A 22,725-nucleotide genomic window follows, 5' to 3' on the forward strand; every position below is an offset into this window, starting at 1 on the left:
TTTAAATTAATTTTTGATCAAGTGCGGTCGATTTTTAGCAAATTTTGACCCTACTTTTTAAATCATAATCCTGCTTTTAAACTGGCTTCAATAAAACGATCTAAATCGCCATCTAATACTGCTTGTGTATTACGATTTTCGACGCCGGTACGCAAATCTTTGATACGTGAATCATCGAGTACATAAGAACGAATTTGGCTGCCCCAGCCAATGTCCGATTTGTTATCTTCCATGGCTTGCTTATCGGCATTTTTTTTCTGTAATTCCATCTCATATAGTTTCGCTTTCAACTGTTTCATACATTGATCTTTGTTTTTATGTTGAGAGCGATCATTTTGACATTGTACAACGATGCCACTTGGGATATGGGTAATTCGTACCGCACTTTCAGTTTTATTCACATGCTGACCACCTGCACCAGAAGCACGATATACATCAATGCGCAAGTCAGCAGGATTGATCTCTATATCAATATCATCATCAATTTCAGGATAAACAAAGGCCGCACTAAATGAAGTATGACGGCGGTTGTTTGAATCAAATGGACTTTTGCGTACTAAACGATGAATGCCTGTTTCGGTACGTAACCACCCAAAAGCATATTCACCAGAAATCTTGATAGTCGCTGATTTAATACCTGCTACATCGCCATCAGATACTTCCATTAATTCTGTTTTAAAACCTTTGCTTTCTGCCCAACGCAAATACATGCGTAGTAGCATTTCAGTCCAGTCTTGTGCTTCCGTACCACCAGAGCCTGCTTGTAAATCTACATAGCAATCTGCTGAGTCGTGTTGGCCGCTAAACATACGACGAAATTCTAATTGGGCTAATTTTTGTTCTAGCTCTTCAAGTTCTGTATTTGCTTCATTGAAGGTTTCTTCATCTTCTGCCTCAATAGCAAGTTCAAGTAGACCTTCTACATCTTCTAAGCCTTGATCCAGTGTTTTGATCGTATCAACAATAGCTTCAAGCGCTACTCGTTCTTTACCTAATGCTTGTGCTTTTTCTGGCTCATTCCAGACATCAGGTTGTTCAAGCTCGGCATTCACTTCTTCTAAACGTTCAACTTTGGCATCAAAGTCAAAGATACCCCCTCAGCACTTGTGTGCGTTCGGTAAGGTCTGAGATTTTATTTTTTATTGGGTTAATTTCAAACATACTGCAAGTTTTTTATAGTGAAAAATTAAACGCTAATTATATGCTATTTTGGGGTTATATGGTAGGCAATTTTATGCTTCTTTGCTTGCACAAATACGGAATCTCTTTATAATCTTTATGTTTGTCTTTTGAGATATCGATTATCAGTGTGATTAATTTATAGGAATAAAAAAATGAAAAAATTTTTGGCTGTGCTTGTCGGATTAACTTTATCAGCACCACTTTTTGCTTCGACAAAGGCGATTTCTGAGCGCCTTAATCATATGGGCATTAAAAATGTTGAATTGAAAGATTCACCAGTTAATGGATTAAAAACAGCGATTACTGAGCAAGGTATTTTTTATATTACAGAAGATGCAAAATATGTTGTAGATGGCAAATTATATGAACTCAGTGATAAGGGCGTTACGGATGTTTCAGCGGGAATTTTGTTAGAGCAATTAAATAAATTTGATAAGGAAATGATCGTTTATCCAGCTAAAAATGAAAAACATGTTGTCACAGTCTTTATGGATATTAGCTGTCATTATTGTAAGGTGCTACATGAGAAGATTAAGGGCTATAATGATTTGGGAATTACGGTACGTTATCTCGCTTTTCCTCGTGCAGGTATAAACTCAAAAGTAGCGCGCCAGATGGAAACGATTTTTACTGCTAAAGATCCACAATTTGCATTGAATGAAGCGGAAAAAGGTCATTTTCCAAAAGAGTTAAAAACACCAGATATCGTGAAAAAACATTATCAGTTAGGTCTTCAATTTGGTGTAAATGGTACGCCAGCTATTATCACTCCAACAGGTGAATTAATTGGTGGATACTTAGAACCGAAAGCGCTACTTGCGGAATTAAATCGTCAATAGGTAACGCATTTCAATTAAATAAGGACGCCTTTTAGCGTCCTTAATTCCTTAATCTATTCATTTTTGTTGTAGGTTGGTTTGGTGAATAAATTAATTCAACGTCGCATTGTGCCACATGGCGAATCAATTTGTGCAGATCCCTTATTAGATCGTTTATATCGTGCCCGTCATATTCAAAACTCGCAACAATTAGACCGCACTTTAGCTGCCTTATTAAATCCCAAATTATTACAAGGTATAGAGCAAGCTGTTGCGTTGTTAGTTGAAGCGTATTTTCAACAACAAAAAATTGTCATAGTGGGTGACTTTGATGCAGATGGCGCAACAAGTACCGCACTGACAGTTCTTGCCTTACGTCAATTAGGCTTTACTAATGTCACATTTTTAGTACCAAATCGTTTTGAGCAAGGTTATGGTTTAAGTATTGCGGTGGCAGAACAAGCTTTGGCACAACAGGTACAATTATTAATAACGGTTGATAATGGAGTTTCTTCTGTAGATGGCGTGGCTTTTTTACAACAATATGGCGTTAAAGTATTAATTACTGATCATCATTTGCCACCAGAGGTCTTGCCTAATGCCGATGCTATTGTAAATCCTAATTTAAGCAATTGTAGCTTTCCATCAAAATCTTTAGCCGGTGTTGGGGTTGCTTTTTATTTAATGTTGGCATTACGTGCTAAGTTACGTGAAATGGGGCTTTTTGATCAAAAAACGCAACCTAATTTTAGTGATTTATTAGATCTTGTAGCACTTGGGACAATTGCTGATGTTGTGCCATTAGATCAAAACAACCGCATTTTAGCTTATCAAGGTTTAAATCGTATTCGTGCTTCGCATTGCTGTTGTGGTATTCGTGCTTTAGCTGAGGTTGCAAATCGTGATATTAGCCAGTTTTCTGCTGCTGATCTTGGCTTTTCAATCGCGCCGCGTTTAAATGCTGCTGGACGACTAGATAATATGTCTGTTGGTGTTGAATTATTGTTAGCAGAAGACATGACAACAGCACGTGCACTAGCATTAGAGCTGGATGGGCTAAATCAAACACGCAGAGAAATTGAGCAGGGAATGAAGCTTGAAGCACTTGAAATTTGCCGAAAACTGACCGCACTTGAACAGACACTTCCTATGGGGATTGTACTATATCAAGCTGATTGGCATCAGGGGGTATTAGGGATTTTAGCTTCGAGAATTAAAGATCAATTTCATCGTCCAGTAGTGGCGTTTGCTCGTGAACAAGAAGGCATTTTAAAAGGCTCAGCGCGTTCAGTAGAAGGCATACATTTACGTGATGCATTGGAGCGTATTTATAGTAAATGCCCTGACATGATTTTAAAATTTGGGGGGCATGCAATGGCTGCTGGTTTAACAATTCGTGAAGAATGTTTGGTCGAGTTTCAAACTGAATTTAATCAATTGATGAATGAGTGGCTAGGAGAGGATGAATTACAAGGCATTATTTGGACTGATGGAGAGCTGAGTTCACAACAATTTAGCCTTGATATAGCGGAAATGCTAAAACAAGCAGGACCTTGGGGGCAAGCTTTTCCCGAACCTGTGTTCGATGGCGAGTTTAAAATCTTACAGCAGCGTTTAGTCGGGGATAAACATTTGAAAATGATGGTAGAGCCAAAACAAGGCGGACCATTACTTGATGCCATTGCCTTTAATGTCGATACTCGTTATTATCCTGATTTGTCTATCAAGTCAGCAAAATTAGCATATAAATTAGATATTAACGAATTTAGAGGCAATCGTAGTGTGCAATTGTTAGTCGACTATATTGCACCTGTGGCGAGTTGATCATTTTACATGTGGCGAATTGGTTTTTTATTTGTTTTATTCTGTTTTTCTTGTTTTACATTAGTTGCTAATGGAACGCCTTCGCTGCATTTAAACGAAGATAAACCGCAACATTTTTTAGAAGGGCGAGATTATTTTTCATACCAAGCGCCTATTTATATTTCGAATCCGAATGATCCCTTGTTGATCCAATTCTTTTTTGATTATGATTGCCGTGTATGCTCTTCAGCATTAGATATCCTAGAGTTATATTCTCAAATTAATTTCGATAAAGTGAAGCTAATAGAACAACCTGTTGCGACCGATAAAGCACAATATTCCGCTTTAGTTTTTTATGCTTTACAAGCAATTAAAGCAGATGATTTATCCGCGTTGTTATTATTTGAAACGGCAGAAAAACAACGTTTTTCACAGCTTGCTCGTTTTAATGAGTTACGAGCATGGCTAGAGACACAAGGGATAAATACGGACGATTTTACGAAAGCATTTTATTCCGCTAAAGTTGCACGCGAAGTTGAACTTGCAGAAAAACGTACTGAAGAATATGGGGTATTTACTTATCCTTATGTCGTGATCGATGGACGATATGTGTTAACTGCAAGTACATTATATAATGACGATTATAGCTTTGCAGTGTTAGATTTTTTAGTGAATAAATTAATAAAGGAAAAATAATGAAAATTGGTATTGTGGGTGCAATGGCACAAGAAGTTGAAATTTTAGCCAATTTGATGGAAAGCAAAGTGGTTACTCAAGTTGCGAGCTGCACTATTTATGAAGGGGATATTCAGGGTAAATCTGTCGCTTTATTGCAATCAGGTATTGGTAAAGTCGCGGCAGCAATGGGAACAACAGCATTATTACAATTGAGTCAACCAGATATCGTCATTAATACGGGGTCTGCTGGTGGTGTGTCAACTGGCTTGAAAGTCGGGGATATTGTAATTTCAAGTGAAACTATTTATCACGATGCAGATGTGACGGCATTTGGTTATGCCAAAGGGCAGTTACCCGCTTGCCCTCCTGCCTTTATTTCTGATAAAAAATTATCTGATTTAGCAGAGAAAGTGGCATTAGCACAAGGGCATAATGTAAAACGAGGTTTGATATGCTCTGGTGATAGTTTTATTCATGGTGGCGCAGCATTAGCCAAAATTAAAGCTGATTTTCCACATGTGATGGCAGTCGAAATGGAGGCGACTGCCATTGCTCAAGTATGCCATGCTTTTAATATACCTTTTGTGGTCGTGAGAGCCATTTCTGATGCAGGAGATGGCGAAGCTAGTATGTCTTTTGAGGAGTTTTTGTCCCTTGCCGCAAAACAATCTTCTCAAATGGTGTTGGGGATGTTAGACAAACTATAAGCTTTTTATCAAAGAATAAGAAAAAGTGCGGTCAAAATTTTGAAAATTTTCACCGCACTTTTTATGCTGAGGAAAGCTGCTTTCAATCAGAGCAGCTTTATATGGTTATTTGTTTTTAGCTTGATTAATTAAAAATTGCACTAATAATGGGACAGGGCGACCAGTTGCACCCTTATTGGCACCTTGTAACCATGCAGTACCCGCAATATCTAAATGTGCCCAACGATATTTATCTGTAAAGTTTGATAAAAATGCGCCCGCTGTAATTGCACCGCCCCAGCGCCCGCCAATATTCGCCAGATCAGCAAAGTTCGATTTCAATTGTTCTTGGTATTCTTCACCTAATGGTAAACGCCATGCTTTATCTGTCGTTTCTGTTGCTGCTTGTGTTAATTCTTCTGCGAGTTCATCATCAGTTGAGATTAAACCACTATTGTGTGCGCCTAATGCGACTACGCAAGCGCCTGTGAGTGTTGCTACATCAATCACTAATTCTGGCTCGAAACGCTCCACGTAAGTTAAGGTATCACACAACACTAAACGCCCTTCTGCATCTGTATTTAATACTTCAACAGTGAGACCTTTCATTGTTGTTAAAATATCGCCAGGGCGGTAAGCATGACCATCAGGCAAGTTTTCACAACCCGCTAATACACCAATGACGTTTAATGGCAGTTGCAGTTCAGCGAGTGCATGCATCACACCATAAACTGCAGCAGCACCGCCCATATCGTATTTCATTTCATCCATTGCTTCAGCTGGTTTAAGTGAAATACCACCCGCATCAAAAGTCAAACCTTTCCCTACGAGTACGATAGGTTTGGCATTAGGATTTGGATGATTGCGATATTCAATAATTGAAAGTTGAGCTTCATTCACAGAGCCTTGTGATACTGCCAAATAAGCATTCATGTTTAATTCCGCCATGTCTTTTTCGCCAAGTACTGTGGTTTTCATTAATGCGGAACTTGCAGCTAAGTTTTTTGCTTGTTCTGCTAAATAAACAGGATGACAAATATTTGGTGGACAGTTCGCCACATCTTTAGCGAATTTCACGCCCAAAGCGACTGCCTTTGCATCTTCAATGGCTTGTTGAGCAACTTCGCCTTCAGCGCTAAAAATAAACTCTGTTAATGTAATATGTTGTTCATTTTTCTTACTTTTGAATTGTTCAAATTGATAGAAGCTGGCTTCAATGGTTTCTACGCTAAAACGAATGTTCCAGTACAGGTCACGATGTTTAATTTCAATGTCAGATAAGTAGCTGATGATTTGTTGGGCTTTAGTGGCTTTTACTGCTTGGATAGTACTTTCGATAATTTGTTTAAATTGTTTTTCGTTTATTTCACCTTTTTTACCTGCGCCCACTACAAAAATACGTTGAGCGTTATAATTGGGTAGATGACGTAACACGACTATTTGCCCAATTTTGCCAGTGAGCTCGCCAGATTCAAGTAAACCAGTTAGGTAGCCTTGCGAAATTTCATCAATTTTTCTTGCCGCAGAGGAAAGTTCACCTTCTTCAAAAATACTAACAATAATATTACTTTTTATATCTAAAAGTGCGGTCGATTTTGCACAATATTTCATTTTATCCTCACAAAGATTTTTACTGTTTTCGGTTGAAAAATAAGTTATCATACGCCAACAAAGTAGCCAATTAAACCATTCTATATAAATTGCAAGAAAAATATAGGCAATAATGTGATTTTAACCCGATATTTAACTAAAGAAGTGTTTAAGAGCCAAATTGCGATCTTATTTATCTTACTTCTGATTTTCTTTTGTCAACAACTCGTTCGTGTATTAGGCTCTGCTGCAAGTGGTAAAGTGCCAGCAGATTTAGTCATGTCTTTGCTTGGATTAGGTATGCCAACTATGGCACAACTGATGTTGCCATTATGCTTATTCATTGCAATTTTATTAACTTTTGGCCGTTTATACGCAGAGAGCGAAATTACTGTGATGCGTGCCTGTAGTGTTGGGCAACGTATTTTAGTCCGTGTAGTATTAATTCTTTCCTTATTTACTGCGGCTTTAGCAGCATACAATGTATTTTGGTTAACGCCTTGGGCAATTCAAAAGCAAGGTGAGATCCTAGAAGATGCTAAAGCGAATCCAACGATGGGAGCGCTAGCCGCTGGACAATTTATTAATACCAATAATAATGAGTTCGTGTTGTTTATTGATAAGATTGAAAACAATACTATTCATGATGTTTATGTATTTCAAACACGCGAAAAAGGTAACTTAAAACCTTCAGTGCTTGTGGCTGAACAGGGTGAGTTAACCGCTTTGCCTAATGGTGATCAAATTTTAAAATTAGAAAATAGCCAACGTGTTGAAGGTAGCAGTGCTTTTCCTGATTTTCGAATTACACATTTTGATGAATACCAAGCTTATTTAAGTTACCAAAATACGAATAGTGATGAGCGTGACGCAGAGGAGTTAGGTTTTTCTGCTTTAATTCATACTAACACTCCTGCCGCGAAAGCAGAATTAAATTGGCGTTTAAGCTTGATTTTAGCTGTGCCTTTAATGGCATTGGTGGCAGTACCATTAAGCCGTGTTAATCCGCGACAGGGACGCTTTGCTAAAATTATTCCTGCACTATTATTATATTTAATTTATTTCTTATTACAGAGTTCCTTAAAATCGGCTTGGAGTGCAGGGAAATTAGATGCTAGTTTCTTAATGCCATTAGTGAATGTGATGTTCTTTATTTTGGGTATTGTATTGAATAGCTGGGGTAGCGCATCAATGTACAAAGCACGTCATTGGTTCAATAGAAGCGTTGCAATAAAAGGATAGTCAAAAAATGATGAATACCTTAGACCGTTATCTTGGTAAAAGCATTTTAGGTGCAATTTTTGCTACATTAGTGATGTTAGTTGGTTTGTCTGGCATTATTAAGTTCGTTGAGCAGTTTCGTAGTGTAGGAAAAGGTACTTATGATATTTGGCAAGCCATTCTTTATACAGTGCTGACTATTCCAAAAGATATTGAAACTTTTTTCCCAATGGCAGCTTTGTTAGGTGCACTGATTGCTTTAGGCAATTTAGCCAGTCGAAGTGAGCTTGTCGTGATGCAGGCATCAGGGTTTTCTCGTTTACAAATTGGTTTTGCTGTGATGAAAACCGCGTTGCCATTGGTTCTTTTGACTATGTTGATTGGTGAATGGGGTATTCCTCAAACTGAACAATTTGCACGTGATATGCGCTCAAAAGCGATTTCTGGTGGCTCATTATTGTCTGTGAAAAATGGGATTTGGGCAAAAGATGGCAATGATTTTATTTATATTAAACGGATTACGGATGATATTGAGCTAAGTGATATTTATATTTATAGTTTTGCCGATAATCGCCAATTAAAACGTGTAAAACATGCCAATTCCGCTTCTTATCGAGATGGTAAATGGAGCTTAGCACAGCTTAACGAATCGGAAATTTTAGATGACGAAATTAAGACAGTGAATCAATTGAATGCAGAATGGCAAACTAGCTTAACACCAGATAAATTGGGTATTGCTTCTTTACGACCAACTTCGTTGTCTATTTCTGGATTATCCAACTACATCGCATTTTTAAAAGAAACTGGGCAAGAATCTAAGAAATTTGAGCTGACTTATTGGCGTAAATTGTTTCAACCACTTTCTGTAGGAGTGATGATGATGCTCGCATTGTCCTTTATTTTTGGACCATTACGCAGTGTCACTGCAGGTGCGAGAATTGTCACAGGTATTTGTTTTGGTTTCTTATTTTATGTCGTCAATGAAATTTTTGGTCCGTTAAGTTTGGTCTATAATGTAACTCCTTTAGCTGGTGCATTAATGCCAAGCATTTTATTTTTATTAATTACGTGGTGGTTGTTAAGTCGAAAGCGTACTTAAAATTGGCTAAAAACAGACCGCATTTAGCGGATAGGATAGCGATGGAAGGGTAGCTAGATGAGCTGCCTTTTTTATGCTATTTATTCGATATATTATTTGGTGTTGTTACAAAATATTTTATGTTCAGTAAGAAGATAAATTTGAACGAGAGCTTTAAATGTCTATGTAGTTATTAATTTTGTGTAGGCGCAATGAATATTGAACCGCTTATTTTTATCGCTTGCTTTATAAACAATCAAGTGATCTTGATAGGCTAAACATGCAATAAGAATTAAAGTGCGGTTAGATTTTTCTTGATTTTATCAGTAAGACAATTAAAGAAAAAATAAGGTGGATAAGAATCCACCTTATTATTAGGTTATGAGAATTATAAACTAAATACAGCAAAGCAAACTAATACTGTATAAAGTGTTGATAATCCGTAAAAAATGACGCCACTTGCTGGAATGTGGATTTTGAAATCATGCATACCATGATGAATACGGTGCATAGCCCCCCACATTGGGAAAATTAATAATACAAGTAGCAACAGTTTTCCAAGACTTGTATGTAAAAAAGCAACAAGTTCAATAGTATTTTTCGGATCAATCAAACCAAATGGCAATAAGAAACCGAAGACTAGTACGAGTACAGGGTAGAACATTGCACTGACAGTTGTTCCTGCACCGAATAATAACCATACAACAGGTTCATTAGAACGTTTTGGTGTATCTTTCATCTTTCTCTCCTCGCTATACATACATGAACACTAAAATGACGAGGCTGATAAATCCAGTGACAGCCCATAATGCCGTTGTAATAATTTTTGGATTAATACGTTCACTTTTTACAATGATATTTAATACTTTAGGTGTCATTACGTAGTAAGTGACCGTATTTAATAGCATTGCACCAAGTGTAATGATGTTGAGAATAATCACGATTGGATTTTTTAAGAAAGAAATAAAATTAGCAAAACTTTCTAAATTTCCTAAGCTGATTACGCCATAAAGTAATACTAAACAGAACCAAAGTGTTGGAATTGCTGTTGCTTCACGTGCAATATAAAGTTTGTAAAAGTCTAACTTTTTCCACCAAGTTGGCTTCATCTCACGCACATATTTTTGGCGTTTACTGGTTGTTGCTGTCATTTTACACTCCTTACTTTTGCGGTTTAAGCATTGCAATTACAAAGTCTTTTGCACTTTCGACTTTACCTTGGTTTACCGCTGAAGCTGGATCAACATGTTTTGGACAGACTTCTGAACAATATCCAACGAAGGTACAGCTCCAAACACCGTTTTTACCATTGATAATTTTCATACGTTCTTCTTTACCATGATCACGATTATCAAGATTGTAACGATGTGCAAGAGTTAATGCTGCAGGACCAACGAATTCTGGGTTTAACCCAAATTGTGGGCAAGCTGCATAACATAAGCCACAGTTAATACACATTGAGAATGTACGATATTTTTCCAACTGTGCTGGTGTTTGCTTAGTACGGCTTTTGGCTAATTCTGCAGATGGATGTGGTTTTCCATCTAATGCAGGCGCTTGATTACCAATAATGTAAGGCTTTATTGCTTCTAAACTTTCGATAAAGTGGCTTAAATCAACAACTAAGTCACGCTCGATAGGGAAGTTAGCTAATGGTTCAATGCGCATATGACCACTGTAATCGCGCAAGAAGGTTTTACAAGCCAGTTTTGGCTTGTTATTTACCATCATACCGCAAGAGCCACAGATCGCCATACGACAAGACCAGCGATAAGATAATTCTGGTTCAAGTTTATCTTTGATATAACCCAATGCATCAAGTAATGAGGTTTGGTTATCATAAGGTACTTGATAAGTACGTAAGTATGGTTCTTTGTCCTGTTCTGGATTGTAACGCAATACTTCAATATTCATGATAGCTTGATTAACCATTTGCGTTCTCCTTATTTGCTTCAGTGGCTTGTGCTTTTGCTGCTTCTTGAGCTTCAGCTTCTGCACCATAAACACGTTTTGCAGGTTGTGATTTAGTAATTTTCACGTCGCTGTATTCGATACGCGGCGCATCATCACCATTATAGAATGCAAGGGTATGTTTCAAGTAATTTACATCATCACGTTCTGTGTAATCTAAACGTTGATGTGCACCACGAGATTCTTTACGTTCAATCGCTGAGTTTGCAATTGATTGGGCAACATCTAAGATATAGCCTAATTCAACGGTATATAATACATTGGTGTTGAATACACTGGAGCGGTCTGCAATACGGATACGTTTATAACGTTCTTTTAATTCAGCAATCTTATCTACCGCTTTTTGCATACTTTCTTGTGTACGATAGATACCACAGCCTTCTTCCATTACATCGCCCATTTCATCTCGGATTTCTGACCAAGATTCAGTACCTTCTTGGTTATAGAGTTCATCTAAGCGTTGAACAATATCTTTTGCTTGTGCATCTACTGCGATTTGGTTTACTGCTGGTGCTTCAACTGCACGTTGAGCCGCATATTCACCTGCAACACGACCTAATACCACTAGTTCTGCAAGTGAATTTGAACCTAAACGGTTTGCACCATGTAAACCAGAAGAAGCACATTCACCAACTGCAAATAAGCCTTTGATGCGAGTTTCGCTGTTAAAGTCCACTTCAATACCACCCATTGTATAGTGAACAACAGGACGCACTGGAATTGGTGCTTTAGCTGGGTCAACTCCTTCATACGCTTTTGCTAATTCACAGATGAACGGTAGACGCTCATGTAAGTATTTTTCACCTAAATGGCGTAAATCTAAGTGAACAATATCAACACCTTTTGCGGTTTTTAAGGTGTTGCCTCTTTGTAATTCTTGCCAGAATGCTTGTGAAACTTTATCACGCGGACCCAATTCCATGTATTTATTTTCAGGTTTGCCAATTGGGGTTTCTGGTCCTAGACCGTAATCTTGTAAATAGCGATAACCATCTTTATTAACTAAGATACCGCCTTCGCCACGGCAACCTTCAGTCATTAAAATACCTGTATTTGGTAAGCCTGTAGGGTGATATTGTACAAATTCCATATCACGTAACGGTACGCCATGACGATACGCCATTGAAAGACCATCACCTGTTACGATACCGCCGTTAGTATTAAAACGGAATGCTCGGCAACCACCACCTGTAGCTATGACAACGGCATTGGCATTGATTTGGACTAAACTACCTTCCATCATATTCATCGCTACCATACCGCGCGCGTGACCGTCATCAACAAGGATATCTAATACGAAGTGTTCATCAAAACGAACGATTTGTGGATATTGGATGGAAGTTTGGAATAAGGTATGGAGTAGGTGGAAACCTGTTTTGTCAGCAGCAAACCAAGTACGCTCGATTTTCATACCACCAAAACGGCGTACGTTAACATCACCATCTGTTTTACGGCTCCAAGGACAACCCCAGCGTTCAAGCTGAGTCATTTCAACAGGTGAGTGTTGTACAAAATATTCTACAACGTCTTGTTCACATAGCCAATCGCCACCTGCCACAGTATCGTGGAAATGTTTATCATAAGAATCTTCTTCTTTGATAACCGCTGCGGCGCCACCTTCAGCAGCAACCGTGTGGCTACGCATAGGATATACTTTTGAAACTAAAGCGATTTTTAAGTTAGGGTTTGCTTCTGCTGCTGCAATAGCTGCGCGTAAACCGCCACCACCAGCACCGACAATTGCAATATCGACATTAACAGTTTGCACGATATTCCTCCAATCAAGAAAGTAAAAAATAAAAATAAACCAAAATTGGTTAATTTAGGGTTTCTTCATTTTGCCATTATTTTCAAAGATTAATAATCTTTTTTTACAATAAAAACTCAGTTTCGTGATCTACCTCAAAAAAGTTAAAAATGGTTTATTTTATAGCCATTACTCTCGATCTAAATTTTGTTTAAAACTCTATTTTTATCTATCTAATGTGCAAAATTTGCAAAAAATTGACCGCACTTTTACACCAAAAAAACGGATTTTGCATAACAATATTCTTTGTTTGCGCTATGGCTTAATTTGAAATAAGTGGGTTAGCTGGTTAGAATACGCTAATTCAATTTATATTGCGGATAAGATTATGTTTGAATCTGAACAATGGCAGCCTTCTGCCCCAATTAAAAATTTGCTCGCACGTGCAAAAATTATCGCGGAAATTCGCCGTTTTTTTACTGATCGTGGCTTGCTTGAAGTTGAAACACCGGTGTTAAGTGAATTCGGTGTCACAGATGTACATTTATCAACTTTTCATACGGAGTTTGTTTCTCCTTTTGCAGCGCAATCAAAAAGGTTATGGCTTTCTACCAGTCCTGAATATCATATGAAACGCTTATTAGCTGCTGGCAGTGGTCCTATTTTTCAGCTTTGTCATGTATTTAGGAATGAAGAATCTGGGCAGCGTCATAATCCTGAATTTACCATGTTAGAATGGTATCGACCGCACTTTGATATGTATCGTTTGATCAATGAAGTGGATGACTTGTTGCAGCAAATTTTAGATTGTAAACCAACAGAAAGTTTAAGCTACCAGTTTGTTTTCCAAGAATATGTCGGTTTAGATCCACTTTCTGCGGAGAAGGCGGAATTAATAGCTAAAGCGAAGCAATATAACTTGTTGAGTGCTACTGAAGAAGATCGAGATACTTTATTGCAATTTTTGTTTAGTACAGTAGTTGAACCCAATATTGGTAAAGACCATCCCGTCGCCGTATATCATTTTCCCGCGACACAAGCTGCATTGGCTCAAATTAGCTCAGAAGATCATCGTGTTGCAGAGCGTTTTGAGTTTTATTATCAAGGATTGGAATTAGCCAATGGTTTCCATGAGCTCACTGATGCAAATGAACAATTACACCGTTTTGAACAAGATAATGTGCAACGTCAAAAAATGGGGTTGGCGCAACGTGTGATTGATAAGCGCTTATTAGCTGCGTTACAAGCAGGTATACCAAATTGTTCGGGCGTTGCATTAGGGGTTGATCGCTTATTGATGATAGCATTAGGTGCACAAACAATTAAAGAGGTTATTGCATTTGGTATCGAAAATGCCTAGTGTGTTACTTATTCAATAAAAATACGTTACTTATTCAATAAAAAATAGGCAGCCTTGATAAGCTGCCTATTTAGTTGTGTTATTTCATCAGTTTTACTTCTTTAACCCATTTATCGGTCAAACGTTTTCCTTCTGCACTTGCACCAAAGCGATCGAAATCATAGTTAATTAATTTCAATTGTTTTGGATTAACGGATTGTGGCGACGCTTCTGCATGAATATTCGTTGGAATTTGATAAACTTTGGTTTCACGCCAGACAAGTTCTTGCGCTTCTTTACTTAATGCCCAATCAGCGAATAATTTAGCATTATCTAGATTACGTGCATTTTTGATAATACTCATCCCACCTAAAGAATAGCCATCACCTTCGCAAGGCAAGATGCTTTCAACTGGTGCGCCTTTTTCTTTTTCAGTAGCATAGCTATGGATAAACCCCACTGCAACAGCAGATTCACCACGCGAAAGATTCGTTGTCACTAACGCACTTTTCACATATTCGGATACGTTAGCATTCAGTTTTTTGAGATAGTCAAAGGCTTCCTGTTCTCCCCACAGTTCAATTAACGTAGCAATAGCAGTATAAGTTGTGCCTGAAATTTGCGGATCTGGCATTTGGACATAGCCTTGTAAGCGAGGGTCAAGCAGATCTGACCAACATTTTGGTGGTTCAGTGATACCTAATTGCTTAAGCTTTTCGGTATTTACACCAAAACCGAGTACTAAGAGATAAACGATTGACGTCAGATCACCGCGTTTGTCTGTTAACGCTTTAAACTGCGGCATAATTTCAGCTTGGCGTGGAGAACGATAAGGAGTGAATAAACCTAAATCGCCTGCTTGGAAATGATGTTCAATTGTACCGCCATACCAAATATCTGCTTGTGGATTATTTTTTTCAGCAATCAGTTTAGCTAATGTTGCGCCAGTACTGTTACGAATGAATTTAGTTTCAATATCATATTTTTTACTAAAGGTTTGTATCATTTTTTCGCAGGTTGTATTTTGTACACTGCAATACACCGTTAATTTTCCTTCAGCAGAAGCATGATTAGATAAGAGGATTGGTAATGCTAAGCCAAGTGCGGTCAGTTTGGTTGCAATTTTCATTTAAGAATTCCTTTTACTGTTTTTAGTTGACATCAATGATAAAGATTTCAGATTGTGAGCCTAAACGCATTGGAATACCCCAGAAGCCATATCCTGAGGTGACGAAAAAATGTCCGTTGCCTATTCTCTCATAACCGTAATCTAAAGGGTAGAGAAGATGAGTAATGATGTTTGCTGGAAAAATCTGCCCTTTATGTGCATGACCAGAAACTTGAATATCAATTGGTAGTTTGGCATGTTTTTCTATTTCAGTTGGGCGATGATCAAGTAGAATGACAGGCAGTTCTGTATTGACATTTTGTAGTAGTTGTTCTGCACTTGGGCGAGTTTTGAGTAGATCGTCATTGCGACCAACTAAGACAAATTCATGATTAATCACTTTACTTTGATCGAATAATACTTCAATGCCAGCTTGCTCTAATTCTTGTTTAATGGCTTGTTGATGACCAAAAAAATCATGATTACCTAAGGTTGCATAAACGCCTAATGGTGCTCGTAATTTTGCTAAATGGGGGCGCATATTTTCAGCTACATAAGCATGTGTATTATCATCCATAATATCGCCGGGCATGAGGATAATATCAACGTTTTGTTGTTGCATGAGTTCCGCGAGCTTGTCTAGTTGACGGCTACCAAATAAGGTGCCTAGATGTAAATCACTTGCCACACCTAGTCGTATTGGTTTAATCGATTTATCGAGCGTAATTTGATAGTGAATAACTACAGGGGTATAGGCGTTATACACGCTTAGCCCAAGTAAACTCAATAGTGCAATTGGATAGCCGAAACGAAGCGCAGTATGAAGTTTACTTAATGGAATAAAAGATTTGAGCAGATAATGACAGAGTAAACAACCTATGCTGATAAATGCAGAGAATAATAAAAATGCTAATAAAAATGCACTAAAACGGAATAAAGGAAACACACGAAAGATTGTCAATAAGATAATGCTATTTGCGATCAAATAATTAGATACAAATAAAATTTTGCGGGTTTTGCTTGTCAGTATAGCCGCCAATAGCCAACTCAAAGTGCGGTTAAAAATAAAGATAAAAAGTTGTAGCAGGAGGGTAGCTGCAAAGAAAATAATATAATGTCGTAATTCCAAAATACTTTCCTAGTGAGATTAATGGCTTAACAAAAGAGAGGGGAACCACAGTTCCCCTTGTGTTAGTAAATATCTTAACAAAATTTCGCCAAATTATACCGCACTTTGAAAGATAACGTTATCGGCTTTTTGAGTATAACTATTGATTTGATCAAAGTTCATATAGCGATAAGTGTCTTCTTTATCTTGTTGCAGATCTGCCGCGAATGCTAAATATTCTTCTGCGCTTGGTAATTTACCCAAAATGGCAGATACCGCAGCTAATTCTGCTGAGGCAAGATAAACATTGGCACCTTGTCCTAAACGATTTGGGAAATTGCGCGTTGAAGTTGAAACGACAGTCGCATTATCTGCAACACGGGCTTGGTTGCCCATACATAATGAACAACCCGGCACTTCAATTCGTGCGCCGCTTTTGCCGTAAATGCTATAGTAACCCTCTTCACTTAACAATGCGGCATCCATTTTTGTTGGCGGTGCAATCCATAAACGTGTAGGAATCATCCCTTTAAATTTGGCTAATAATTTACCAGCGGCACGGAAATGACCAATATTCGTCATACAAGAACCGATGAATACTTCGTCTATTTTATCGCCTTGCACTTCTGATAATAAACGAGCATCATCAGGATCATTTGGCGCACATAAAATGGGTTCTGTGATTTCGTTTAGATTAATATCAATTACTGCAGCATATTCTGCGTCTTGGTCAGCTTCGATAAGTTGTGGATTTGCTAACCATTGTTCCATGTTCTTAATACGACGTTCAAGCGTACGAGCATCACCATAACTTTCAGCAATCATATATTTCAATAACACAATATTAGATTGTAAATATTCGATAATTGGCTCTTTAGCCAGTTTAATTGTACAAGCCGCAGCAGAACGTTCAGCAGAGGCATCAGAAAGCTCAAAAGCTTGTTCTACTTTTAAATTTTCTAAACCTTCAATTTCTAAAATACGACCAGAAAAAATATTTTTCTTCCCTTTTTTCTCTACAGTGAGCAACCCTTGTTTGATCGCATAATAAGGGATGGCATGTACTAAATCACGTAATGTAATACCCGGCTGCATTTCTCCTTTAAAGCGGACTAAGACAGACTCTGGCATATCTAATGGCATTACACCTGTTGCAGCAGCAAACGCAACTAAACCAGACCCTGCTGGGAAAGAAATACCAATCGGGAAACGTGTATGAGAATCACCACCTGTGCCTACAGTATCAGGTAATAACATACGATTTAGCCATGAGTGAATGACACCATCACCTGGACGTAATGATACACCGCCACGATTCATAATAAAGTCAGGGAGAGTATGGTGAGTAACGACATCGACAGGTTTCGGATAAGCAGCTGTATGGCAGAACGATTGCATGACGAGATCGGCTGAAAAGCCTAAACAGGCAAGATCTTTCAACTCATCACGTGTCATTGGTCCCGTTGTATCTTGTGAACCGACAGATGTCATGCAAGGCTCACAATATTGTCCTGGACGGATACCTTCTACACCACAGGCGCGACCTACCATTTTTTGTGCAAGGGTAAAGCCTTTGTGACTTTCAGTACTACATTGTGGTTTAGCAAAAACATCTGTTTCAGGTAAGCCTAATTCACCGCGTGCCTTATGGGTTAAGCCGCGACCAATAATTAATGGGATACGCCCACCAGCACGGACTTCGTCTAATAATACATTCGTTTTCAAGGTAAATTCAGCTAATACCGCTTCTGTATCATGGCGGCAAATTTTGCCTGCGTAAGGATAAATATCAATGACATCACCCATATTCAATTGACTTACATCGACTTCAATAGGGAGTGAACCTGCATCTTCCATCGTATTAAAGAAGATTGGTGCAATTTTACCGCCAAGCACCACACCACCAGCACGTTTGTTTGGAATATAAGGAATATCCTCACCCATAAACCAGAGTACTGAGTTGGTCGCTGACTTACGTGAAGAACCTGTTCCTACTACATCTCCTACGTAAGCTAATGGGAACCCTTTTTCTTTTAATTTTTCTAATTGTTTAATTGGTCCTACATTACCGATTTCATCAGGTTCGATTCCATCACGTGGATTTTTTAGCATAGCGAGTGCGTGTAGTGGAATATCAGGACGCGACCAAGCATCTTGAGCTGGAGATAAGTCATCAGTATTGGTTTCACCTGTCACTTTAAATACAGTGACAGTAATTTTTTCATCTAATTTAGGACGAGATAAATACCATTCAGCGTCTGCCCAAGATTGTAAAACTTGCTGTGCAAACGAGTTCCCTTTTTTGGCTTTTTCTGCTACATCATGAAAATTATCAAACATTAAAAGAGTGAATGAGAGCGCTTCGGCAGCAATTGGCGCAAGTTCTTCATCATCAAGCGCGTTTAATAAGGGCTCAATATTGTAACCACCTTGCATTGTGCCCAGTAATTTAACAGCTTTTTGGGGACAAATGAGTGGCGAACTGACTTCTTTTTTAGCGACTGCTGCAAGAAACGAGGCTTTCACGTAAGCTGCTTCATCAACACCTGCAGGAATACGATTTTCAAATAAATCAAGTAGATAAACTTCTTTGCCTGCGGGGGGATTTTTTAAGAGTTCGATGAGTTGTACTGTTTGTTCCGCATCTAATGGTTTCGGCACAATGCCTAATGCTGCGCGTTCATCAATATGTTGTTGATAGGATTGTAGAAAGTTAGACATAGGTTACCTCGTCGGCTTTACTTTTATCTGTTAGGGTAAACCGCATTAGAGTAGGTGCGGTAAGATTTCGTTACGAAATTGTTAAAATATAATAATACGGAAAAATCCCTCTCTCAACAGGAAAAAGTTGAATTTTCAGTCTAGATCACGTTTCTTTATTTTCAATGCGTCGATTTTTAGTTAAAATGCCCCTCAATTTTTAATTAACAGATGGAAAAAATTATGTTTGGAAAAGGTGGCTTAGGCAACTTAATGAAGCAAGCACAACAGATGCAAGATCGTATGCAAAAAATGCAAGAAGAAATTGCACAGCTTGAAGTAACAGGTGAATCTGGCGCAGGTTTAGTGAAAATTACAATTAACGGTGCACATAATTGCCGCCGTGTCGAAATCGATCCTTCTTTAATGGAAGATGACAAAGAAATGCTTGAAGATCTGATCGCTGCCGCATTCAATGATGCAGTTCGTCGTGCGGAAGAATTGCAGAAAGAAAAAATGGCATCAGTGACAGCTGGTATGTCATTGCCGCCAGGATTTAAAATGCCATTTTGATTTATTACTTTTTGCTCGTACAAAAATGTAACTAAAGATTATGCCCTGACGAAATAGTGTTAGCTCATTACAGGAAATTTTTTCATAGAAAATGAAGTTTCAAACAACTTTCATTTTCCTAAAAATTTTTCTATATTCGGGTAGTCTACACAGGGAATAGTATGGCGAATTAATACTTATCCAAGTATAAGAACGTTGTTCAATTCGACCGCACTTTTTTAAAGTGCGGTCTGTTTTTTATCAGTATTTAGCAATATGTTGTTAAATGATTTGAACGCTGCATAGTTTGTCCGTATAGAGGCTTTTTAGGAAAGCTATGTTAACCAATCAAATCATGATATCGTCAGAACGAAGCAACTTAGTTGGCGTGTGTTTTTTTGCTTACTGTGCTTGATATAAGCAAAAAGAAAAGTAAATTACGTTAAGGCGAAATCTAACCTAAATCCTAATCAAAAGAGAAAAAATAATGCAAACAAGCCCATTACTCGAACACCTTATCGAAAGTTTACGCTGCTTGCCGGGGGTTGGACCAAAATCAGCGCAGCGTATGGCATATCACTTGCTGCAACGTAATCGGCATGGTGGAATGGATTTAGCTCGAGCACTCATGGAAGCTATGTCAAAAATTGGTCATTGCCAGCATTGTCGTACTTTTACTGAAGAAGATATTTGTACTATTTGTAATAATCCGCGTCGTCAAAATTCAGGGCAATTGTGTATTGTTGAACAACCTTCTGACATTCAAGCGATTGAACAAACTGGACAGTTTTCAGGGCGCTATTTTGTATTAATGGGGCATTTATCACCTTTAGATGGTATTGGGCCACGTGAAATAGGACTTGATTTATTACAAAAGCGTTTAGTACATGAAAGCTTCCATGAGGTGATCTTAGCGACGAATCCAACCGTTGAAGGGGATGCGACCGCCAATTACATTGCTGAACTTTGTGTCCAGCAAAATATTAAAGTTACTCGTATTGCACATGGTATTCCGGTTGGGGGAGAGTTAGAAATGGTTGATGGGACGACTTTAACGCATTCTTTCTTAGGTCGTCGTCAACTGGGATAAATTGATTTCATGCGATTGTTTATAGCGGAAAAACCAAGTCTTGCACGTGCGATAGCAGATGTATTGCCAAGACCACATCAACGTGGTGATGGTTTTATTAAATGTGGTGAACAAGATTATGTGACTTGGTGTGTGGGGCACTTGCTTGAGCAAGCAGAGCCTGATGTTTATGATCCTAAATTTAAACAATGGCGTTTAGAACATTTACCTATTATTCCTGATAAATGGCAACTGATTCCACGTAAAGCAGTATATAAACAACTGAAGATTGTAGAAAAACTTATTCATCAAGCGGATCTATTAATCAATGCAGGCGACCCTGATCGTGAAGGGCAATTGTTAGTAGATGAAGTGTTTAGTTATACACAATTAAGTGTGGATAAACTGAATCAAATCCAACGTTGTTTAATTAGTGACTTAAATCCTAACGCAGTAGTAAAAGCAGTCAATAAATTACAACCCAATCGCCACTTTATCCCTCTTGCTACATCTGCGCTTGCGCGTGCACGCGCTGATTGGTTATATGGTATTAATATGACACGTGCTTATACGATTCGTGGTCGGCAAGCTGGTTATAATGGTGTGCTTTCTGTCGGACGTGTACAAACGCCTGTATTGGGGTTGATCGTACGTCGTGATCTGGAAATTGAAAATTTTAAGCCCAAAGACTTTTATGAAGTACTAGCACATGTCCAGCCTGAAACACCTGAAAAAGTGACCGCACTTTCTGAGCAAGAACGAGAAAATATTCCTGTATTTAAAGCGTTATGGCAACCAAGTAAAGCCTGTGAAGACTATCAAGATGAAGATGGACGAGTACTGTCATTAGGATTGGCGGAAAATGTAGTTAAACGCATTACTGAACAGCCTGCGGAAGTAGTGGAATATATCGATAAGCGTGAAAAAGAAACTGCGCCATTACCTTATTCTTTATCAGCTTTGCAAATTGATGCAGCTAAACGTTATGGTTTATCGGCGCAAGATGTATTGGATATTTGTCAGCGTTTGTATGAAACACATCGTTTAATTACTTATCCTCGTTCTGATAGTCGTTATTTACCAGAAGAACATTTTGCTGAACGATTTCATGTATTAAAAGCAATTTCAACGCACATTAATGAATATCAACCTTTACCAGATATTGTTCAGCCTGAACAAAAAAATCGTTGTTGGAATGATAAAAAAGTAGAAGCGCATCATGCCATTATTCCAACAGCAAAAAATAGATTGGTGAATTTGACGCAGCAAGAATGGCAAATTTATCACCTCATTGCGCGACAATATTTAATGCAATTTTGTCCTGATGCGGAATATCGCAAAAGTAAAATTACTCTCAATATTGCTGGTGGAACATTTATTGCACAAGCACGAAATCTACAAATTGCGGGTTGGAAACAGCTTTGGGGGAAAGAAGATGAGGATGAGCAGCAAGAGCCTTTATTGCCAGTCGTTAAAAAAGGACAGATTTTGTTTTGTAAGCAAGGTGAAATTGTGAGCAAAAAAACACAACCGCCAAAACCTTTTACTGATGCAACATTGTTGTCCGCAATGACTGGAATTGCACGTTTTGTTCAAGATAAAGAATTAAAGAAAATTCTACGTGAAACAGATGGACTAGGCACAGAAGCTACTCGAGCTGGCATTATTGAATTGTTATTTAAGCGGGGATTTTTATATAAGAAAGGGCGTAATATCCATAGTAGTGAAACGGGGCGAATTTTGATTGAAGCTTTGCCTGATATTGCTACACAGCCTGATATGACTGCACATTGGGAGTCCCAATTAACAAGTATTAGCCAAAAAGAAATGAGTTATCAGCAATTTATGTCCGCATTAACTCATTCTTTGCCTGAATTAATGCGCTATGTTAATTTTGCTGCATTGAGACAATTAAGCCAAGTTGCCGCGAAGACAGCTCAACATTTACCTAAAAAACGGAGAAGTACGATTAAAAAAAATGAAAAAACAGATGATTGAGTGAAATACCACCAAATGATGTCATTTTTCATGAAAAAACTTGCAAAATGTGTGGATGTCCGCTAATATCCGCACGT

General features: G+C 38.2%; 19 protein-coding genes. 10 read left to right on the top strand and 9 right to left on the bottom strand.

Translation table 11 applies throughout. From position 1 onward, the window contains the following. Positions 1 to 62: 62 nt before the first annotated feature. Positions 63 to 1,161, bottom strand: a protein-coding gene (prfB, locus tag ACFSAV_RS03505) for a peptide chain release factor 2 (protein ID WP_379096224.1) whose coding sequence is annotated in 2 segments (ribosomal slippage) — positions 63 to 1,085 and positions 1,087 to 1,161 — 1,098 coding nt in all. Because the reading frame shifts where the segments join, the coding sequence is not laid out codon by codon here. A gap of 173 nt (positions 1,162 to 1,334) precedes the next feature. Here prfB and dsbC point away from each other — a divergent pair. The 4 genes from dsbC to ACFSAV_RS03525 all read left to right on the top strand — a co-directional run bounded on the left by dsbC (position 1,335) and on the right by ACFSAV_RS03525 (position 5,188). Further along, the gene (dsbC, locus tag ACFSAV_RS03510; RefSeq protein ID WP_101774704.1) at positions 1,335 to 2,021 is read left to right on the top strand and encodes a bifunctional protein-disulfide isomerase/oxidoreductase DsbC; all 687 of its coding nucleotides are present in this window, start codon (positions 1,335 to 1,337) and stop codon (positions 2,019 to 2,021) included. Positions 2,022 to 2,102: 81 nt separating this feature from the next. Beyond that, a complete protein-coding gene (recJ, locus tag ACFSAV_RS03515) occupies positions 2,103 to 3,824 on the top strand; it encodes a single-stranded-DNA-specific exonuclease RecJ (RefSeq protein WP_101774705.1) in 1,722 nt (573 codons plus the stop codon). Positions 3,825 to 3,833: 9 nt separating this feature from the next. Beyond that, positions 3,834 to 4,499, top strand: coding sequence for a thiol:disulfide interchange protein DsbA/DsbL (locus ACFSAV_RS03520; RefSeq protein WP_379096228.1), 666 nt, complete (start codon positions 3,834 to 3,836; stop codon positions 4,497 to 4,499). After that, entirely contained in the window at positions 4,499 to 5,188 is a 690-nt protein-coding gene (locus ACFSAV_RS03525; protein ID WP_379096231.1) for a 5'-methylthioadenosine/adenosylhomocysteine nucleosidase, read from the top strand. Before ACFSAV_RS03520 ends, ACFSAV_RS03525 begins: the two co-directional genes overlap by 1 nt. Before the next feature lie 105 nt (positions 5,189 to 5,293). Here the strand turns inward: ACFSAV_RS03525 and ACFSAV_RS03530 are convergent, their stop codons facing one another. Then, positions 5,294 to 6,778 (bottom strand): leucyl aminopeptidase, encoded by a 1,485-nt coding sequence (locus ACFSAV_RS03530; protein ID WP_379096234.1) that lies wholly within the window; start codon positions 6,776 to 6,778, stop codon positions 5,294 to 5,296. 114 nt (positions 6,779 to 6,892) lie between these two features. Between ACFSAV_RS03530 and lptF the strand changes: the two genes are divergently transcribed. Continuing rightward, the gene (gene lptF, locus ACFSAV_RS03535; RefSeq protein ID WP_379096237.1) at positions 6,893 to 7,999 is read left to right on the top strand and encodes an LPS export ABC transporter permease LptF; all 1,107 of its coding nucleotides are present in this window, start codon (positions 6,893 to 6,895) and stop codon (positions 7,997 to 7,999) included. Between the two features lie 7 nt (positions 8,000 to 8,006). Then, the gene (lptG, locus tag ACFSAV_RS03540) at positions 8,007 to 9,077 is read left to right on the top strand and encodes an LPS export ABC transporter permease LptG (protein ID WP_101774710.1); all 1,071 of its coding nucleotides are present in this window, start codon (positions 8,007 to 8,009) and stop codon (positions 9,075 to 9,077) included. Between the two features lie 367 nt (positions 9,078 to 9,444). Here the strand turns inward: lptG and frdD are convergent, their stop codons facing one another. The 4 genes from frdD to frdA are packed head-to-tail and all read right to left on the bottom strand — an operon-like array spanning position 9,445 to position 12,795. Next, positions 9,445 to 9,795: a fumarate reductase subunit FrdD gene (frdD, locus tag ACFSAV_RS03545; RefSeq protein WP_379096241.1), complete on the bottom strand. Its 351-nt coding sequence runs from the start codon at positions 9,793 to 9,795 to the stop codon at positions 9,445 to 9,447. Between the two features lie 13 nt (positions 9,796 to 9,808). After that, the gene (gene frdC, locus ACFSAV_RS03550) at positions 9,809 to 10,207 is read right to left on the bottom strand and encodes a fumarate reductase subunit FrdC (RefSeq protein WP_379096243.1); all 399 of its coding nucleotides are present in this window, start codon (positions 10,205 to 10,207) and stop codon (positions 9,809 to 9,811) included. A 10-nt stretch (positions 10,208 to 10,217) separates the two neighbouring features. Continuing rightward, entirely contained in the window at positions 10,218 to 10,988 is a 771-nt protein-coding gene (locus ACFSAV_RS03555; protein ID WP_049216061.1) for a succinate dehydrogenase/fumarate reductase iron-sulfur subunit, read from the bottom strand. Next, the gene (gene frdA, locus ACFSAV_RS03560; RefSeq protein WP_379096246.1) at positions 10,981 to 12,795 is read right to left on the bottom strand and encodes a fumarate reductase (quinol) flavoprotein subunit; all 1,815 of its coding nucleotides are present in this window, start codon (positions 12,793 to 12,795) and stop codon (positions 10,981 to 10,983) included. The genes ACFSAV_RS03555 and frdA overlap by 8 nt, the downstream gene beginning before the upstream one ends. Positions 12,796 to 13,162: 367 nt before the next feature. Here frdA and epmA point away from each other — a divergent pair, with 367 nt between their 5' ends. Further along, complete coding sequence (gene epmA / locus ACFSAV_RS03565; protein ID WP_379096249.1) at positions 13,163 to 14,134, top strand: elongation factor P--(R)-beta-lysine ligase; 972 nt, start codon at positions 13,163 to 13,165, stop codon at positions 14,132 to 14,134. A 79-nt stretch (positions 14,135 to 14,213) separates the two neighbouring features. On the opposite strand, the gene ACFSAV_RS03570 is transcribed toward epmA, so the two are convergent. The 3 genes from ACFSAV_RS03570 to acnB all read right to left on the bottom strand — a co-directional run bounded on the left by ACFSAV_RS03570 (position 14,214) and on the right by acnB (position 19,050). Beyond that, positions 14,214 to 15,242, bottom strand: coding sequence for an ABC transporter substrate-binding protein (locus ACFSAV_RS03570; RefSeq protein ID WP_379096252.1), 1,029 nt, complete (start codon positions 15,240 to 15,242; stop codon positions 14,214 to 14,216). A gap of 22 nt (positions 15,243 to 15,264) precedes the next feature. Beyond that, positions 15,265 to 16,350, bottom strand: coding sequence for a metallophosphoesterase (locus tag ACFSAV_RS03575; protein ID WP_379096255.1), 1,086 nt, complete (start codon positions 16,348 to 16,350; stop codon positions 15,265 to 15,267). Between the two features lie 93 nt (positions 16,351 to 16,443). Beyond that, positions 16,444 to 19,050: a bifunctional aconitate hydratase 2/2-methylisocitrate dehydratase gene (gene acnB, locus ACFSAV_RS03580; protein WP_379096258.1), complete on the bottom strand. Its 2,607-nt coding sequence runs from the start codon at positions 19,048 to 19,050 to the stop codon at positions 16,444 to 16,446. A gap of 222 nt (positions 19,051 to 19,272) precedes the next feature. Here acnB and ACFSAV_RS03585 point away from each other — a divergent pair, with 222 nt between their 5' ends. From ACFSAV_RS03585 to ACFSAV_RS03595, 3 genes are all read left to right on the top strand, one after another. Then, positions 19,273 to 19,602, top strand: a complete 330-nt coding sequence (locus tag ACFSAV_RS03585; protein WP_005546714.1) for a YbaB/EbfC family nucleoid-associated protein — start codon at positions 19,273 to 19,275, stop codon at positions 19,600 to 19,602. A 466-nt stretch (positions 19,603 to 20,068) separates the two neighbouring features. Further along, complete coding sequence (gene recR, locus ACFSAV_RS03590; protein WP_101774718.1) at positions 20,069 to 20,671, top strand: recombination mediator RecR; 603 nt, start codon at positions 20,069 to 20,071, stop codon at positions 20,669 to 20,671. Between the two features lie 9 nt (positions 20,672 to 20,680). Beyond that, the gene (locus tag ACFSAV_RS03595) at positions 20,681 to 22,648 is read left to right on the top strand and encodes a DNA topoisomerase III (RefSeq protein ID WP_379096263.1); all 1,968 of its coding nucleotides are present in this window, start codon (positions 20,681 to 20,683) and stop codon (positions 22,646 to 22,648) included. The last annotated feature ends 77 nt before the right edge of the window (positions 22,649 to 22,725 follow it).

Source organism: Pasteurella oralis (assembly GCF_042681465.1).
In the GTDB taxonomy this organism is placed as follows: Bacteria; Pseudomonadota; Gammaproteobacteria; order Enterobacterales; family Pasteurellaceae; genus Pasteurella; species Pasteurella oralis.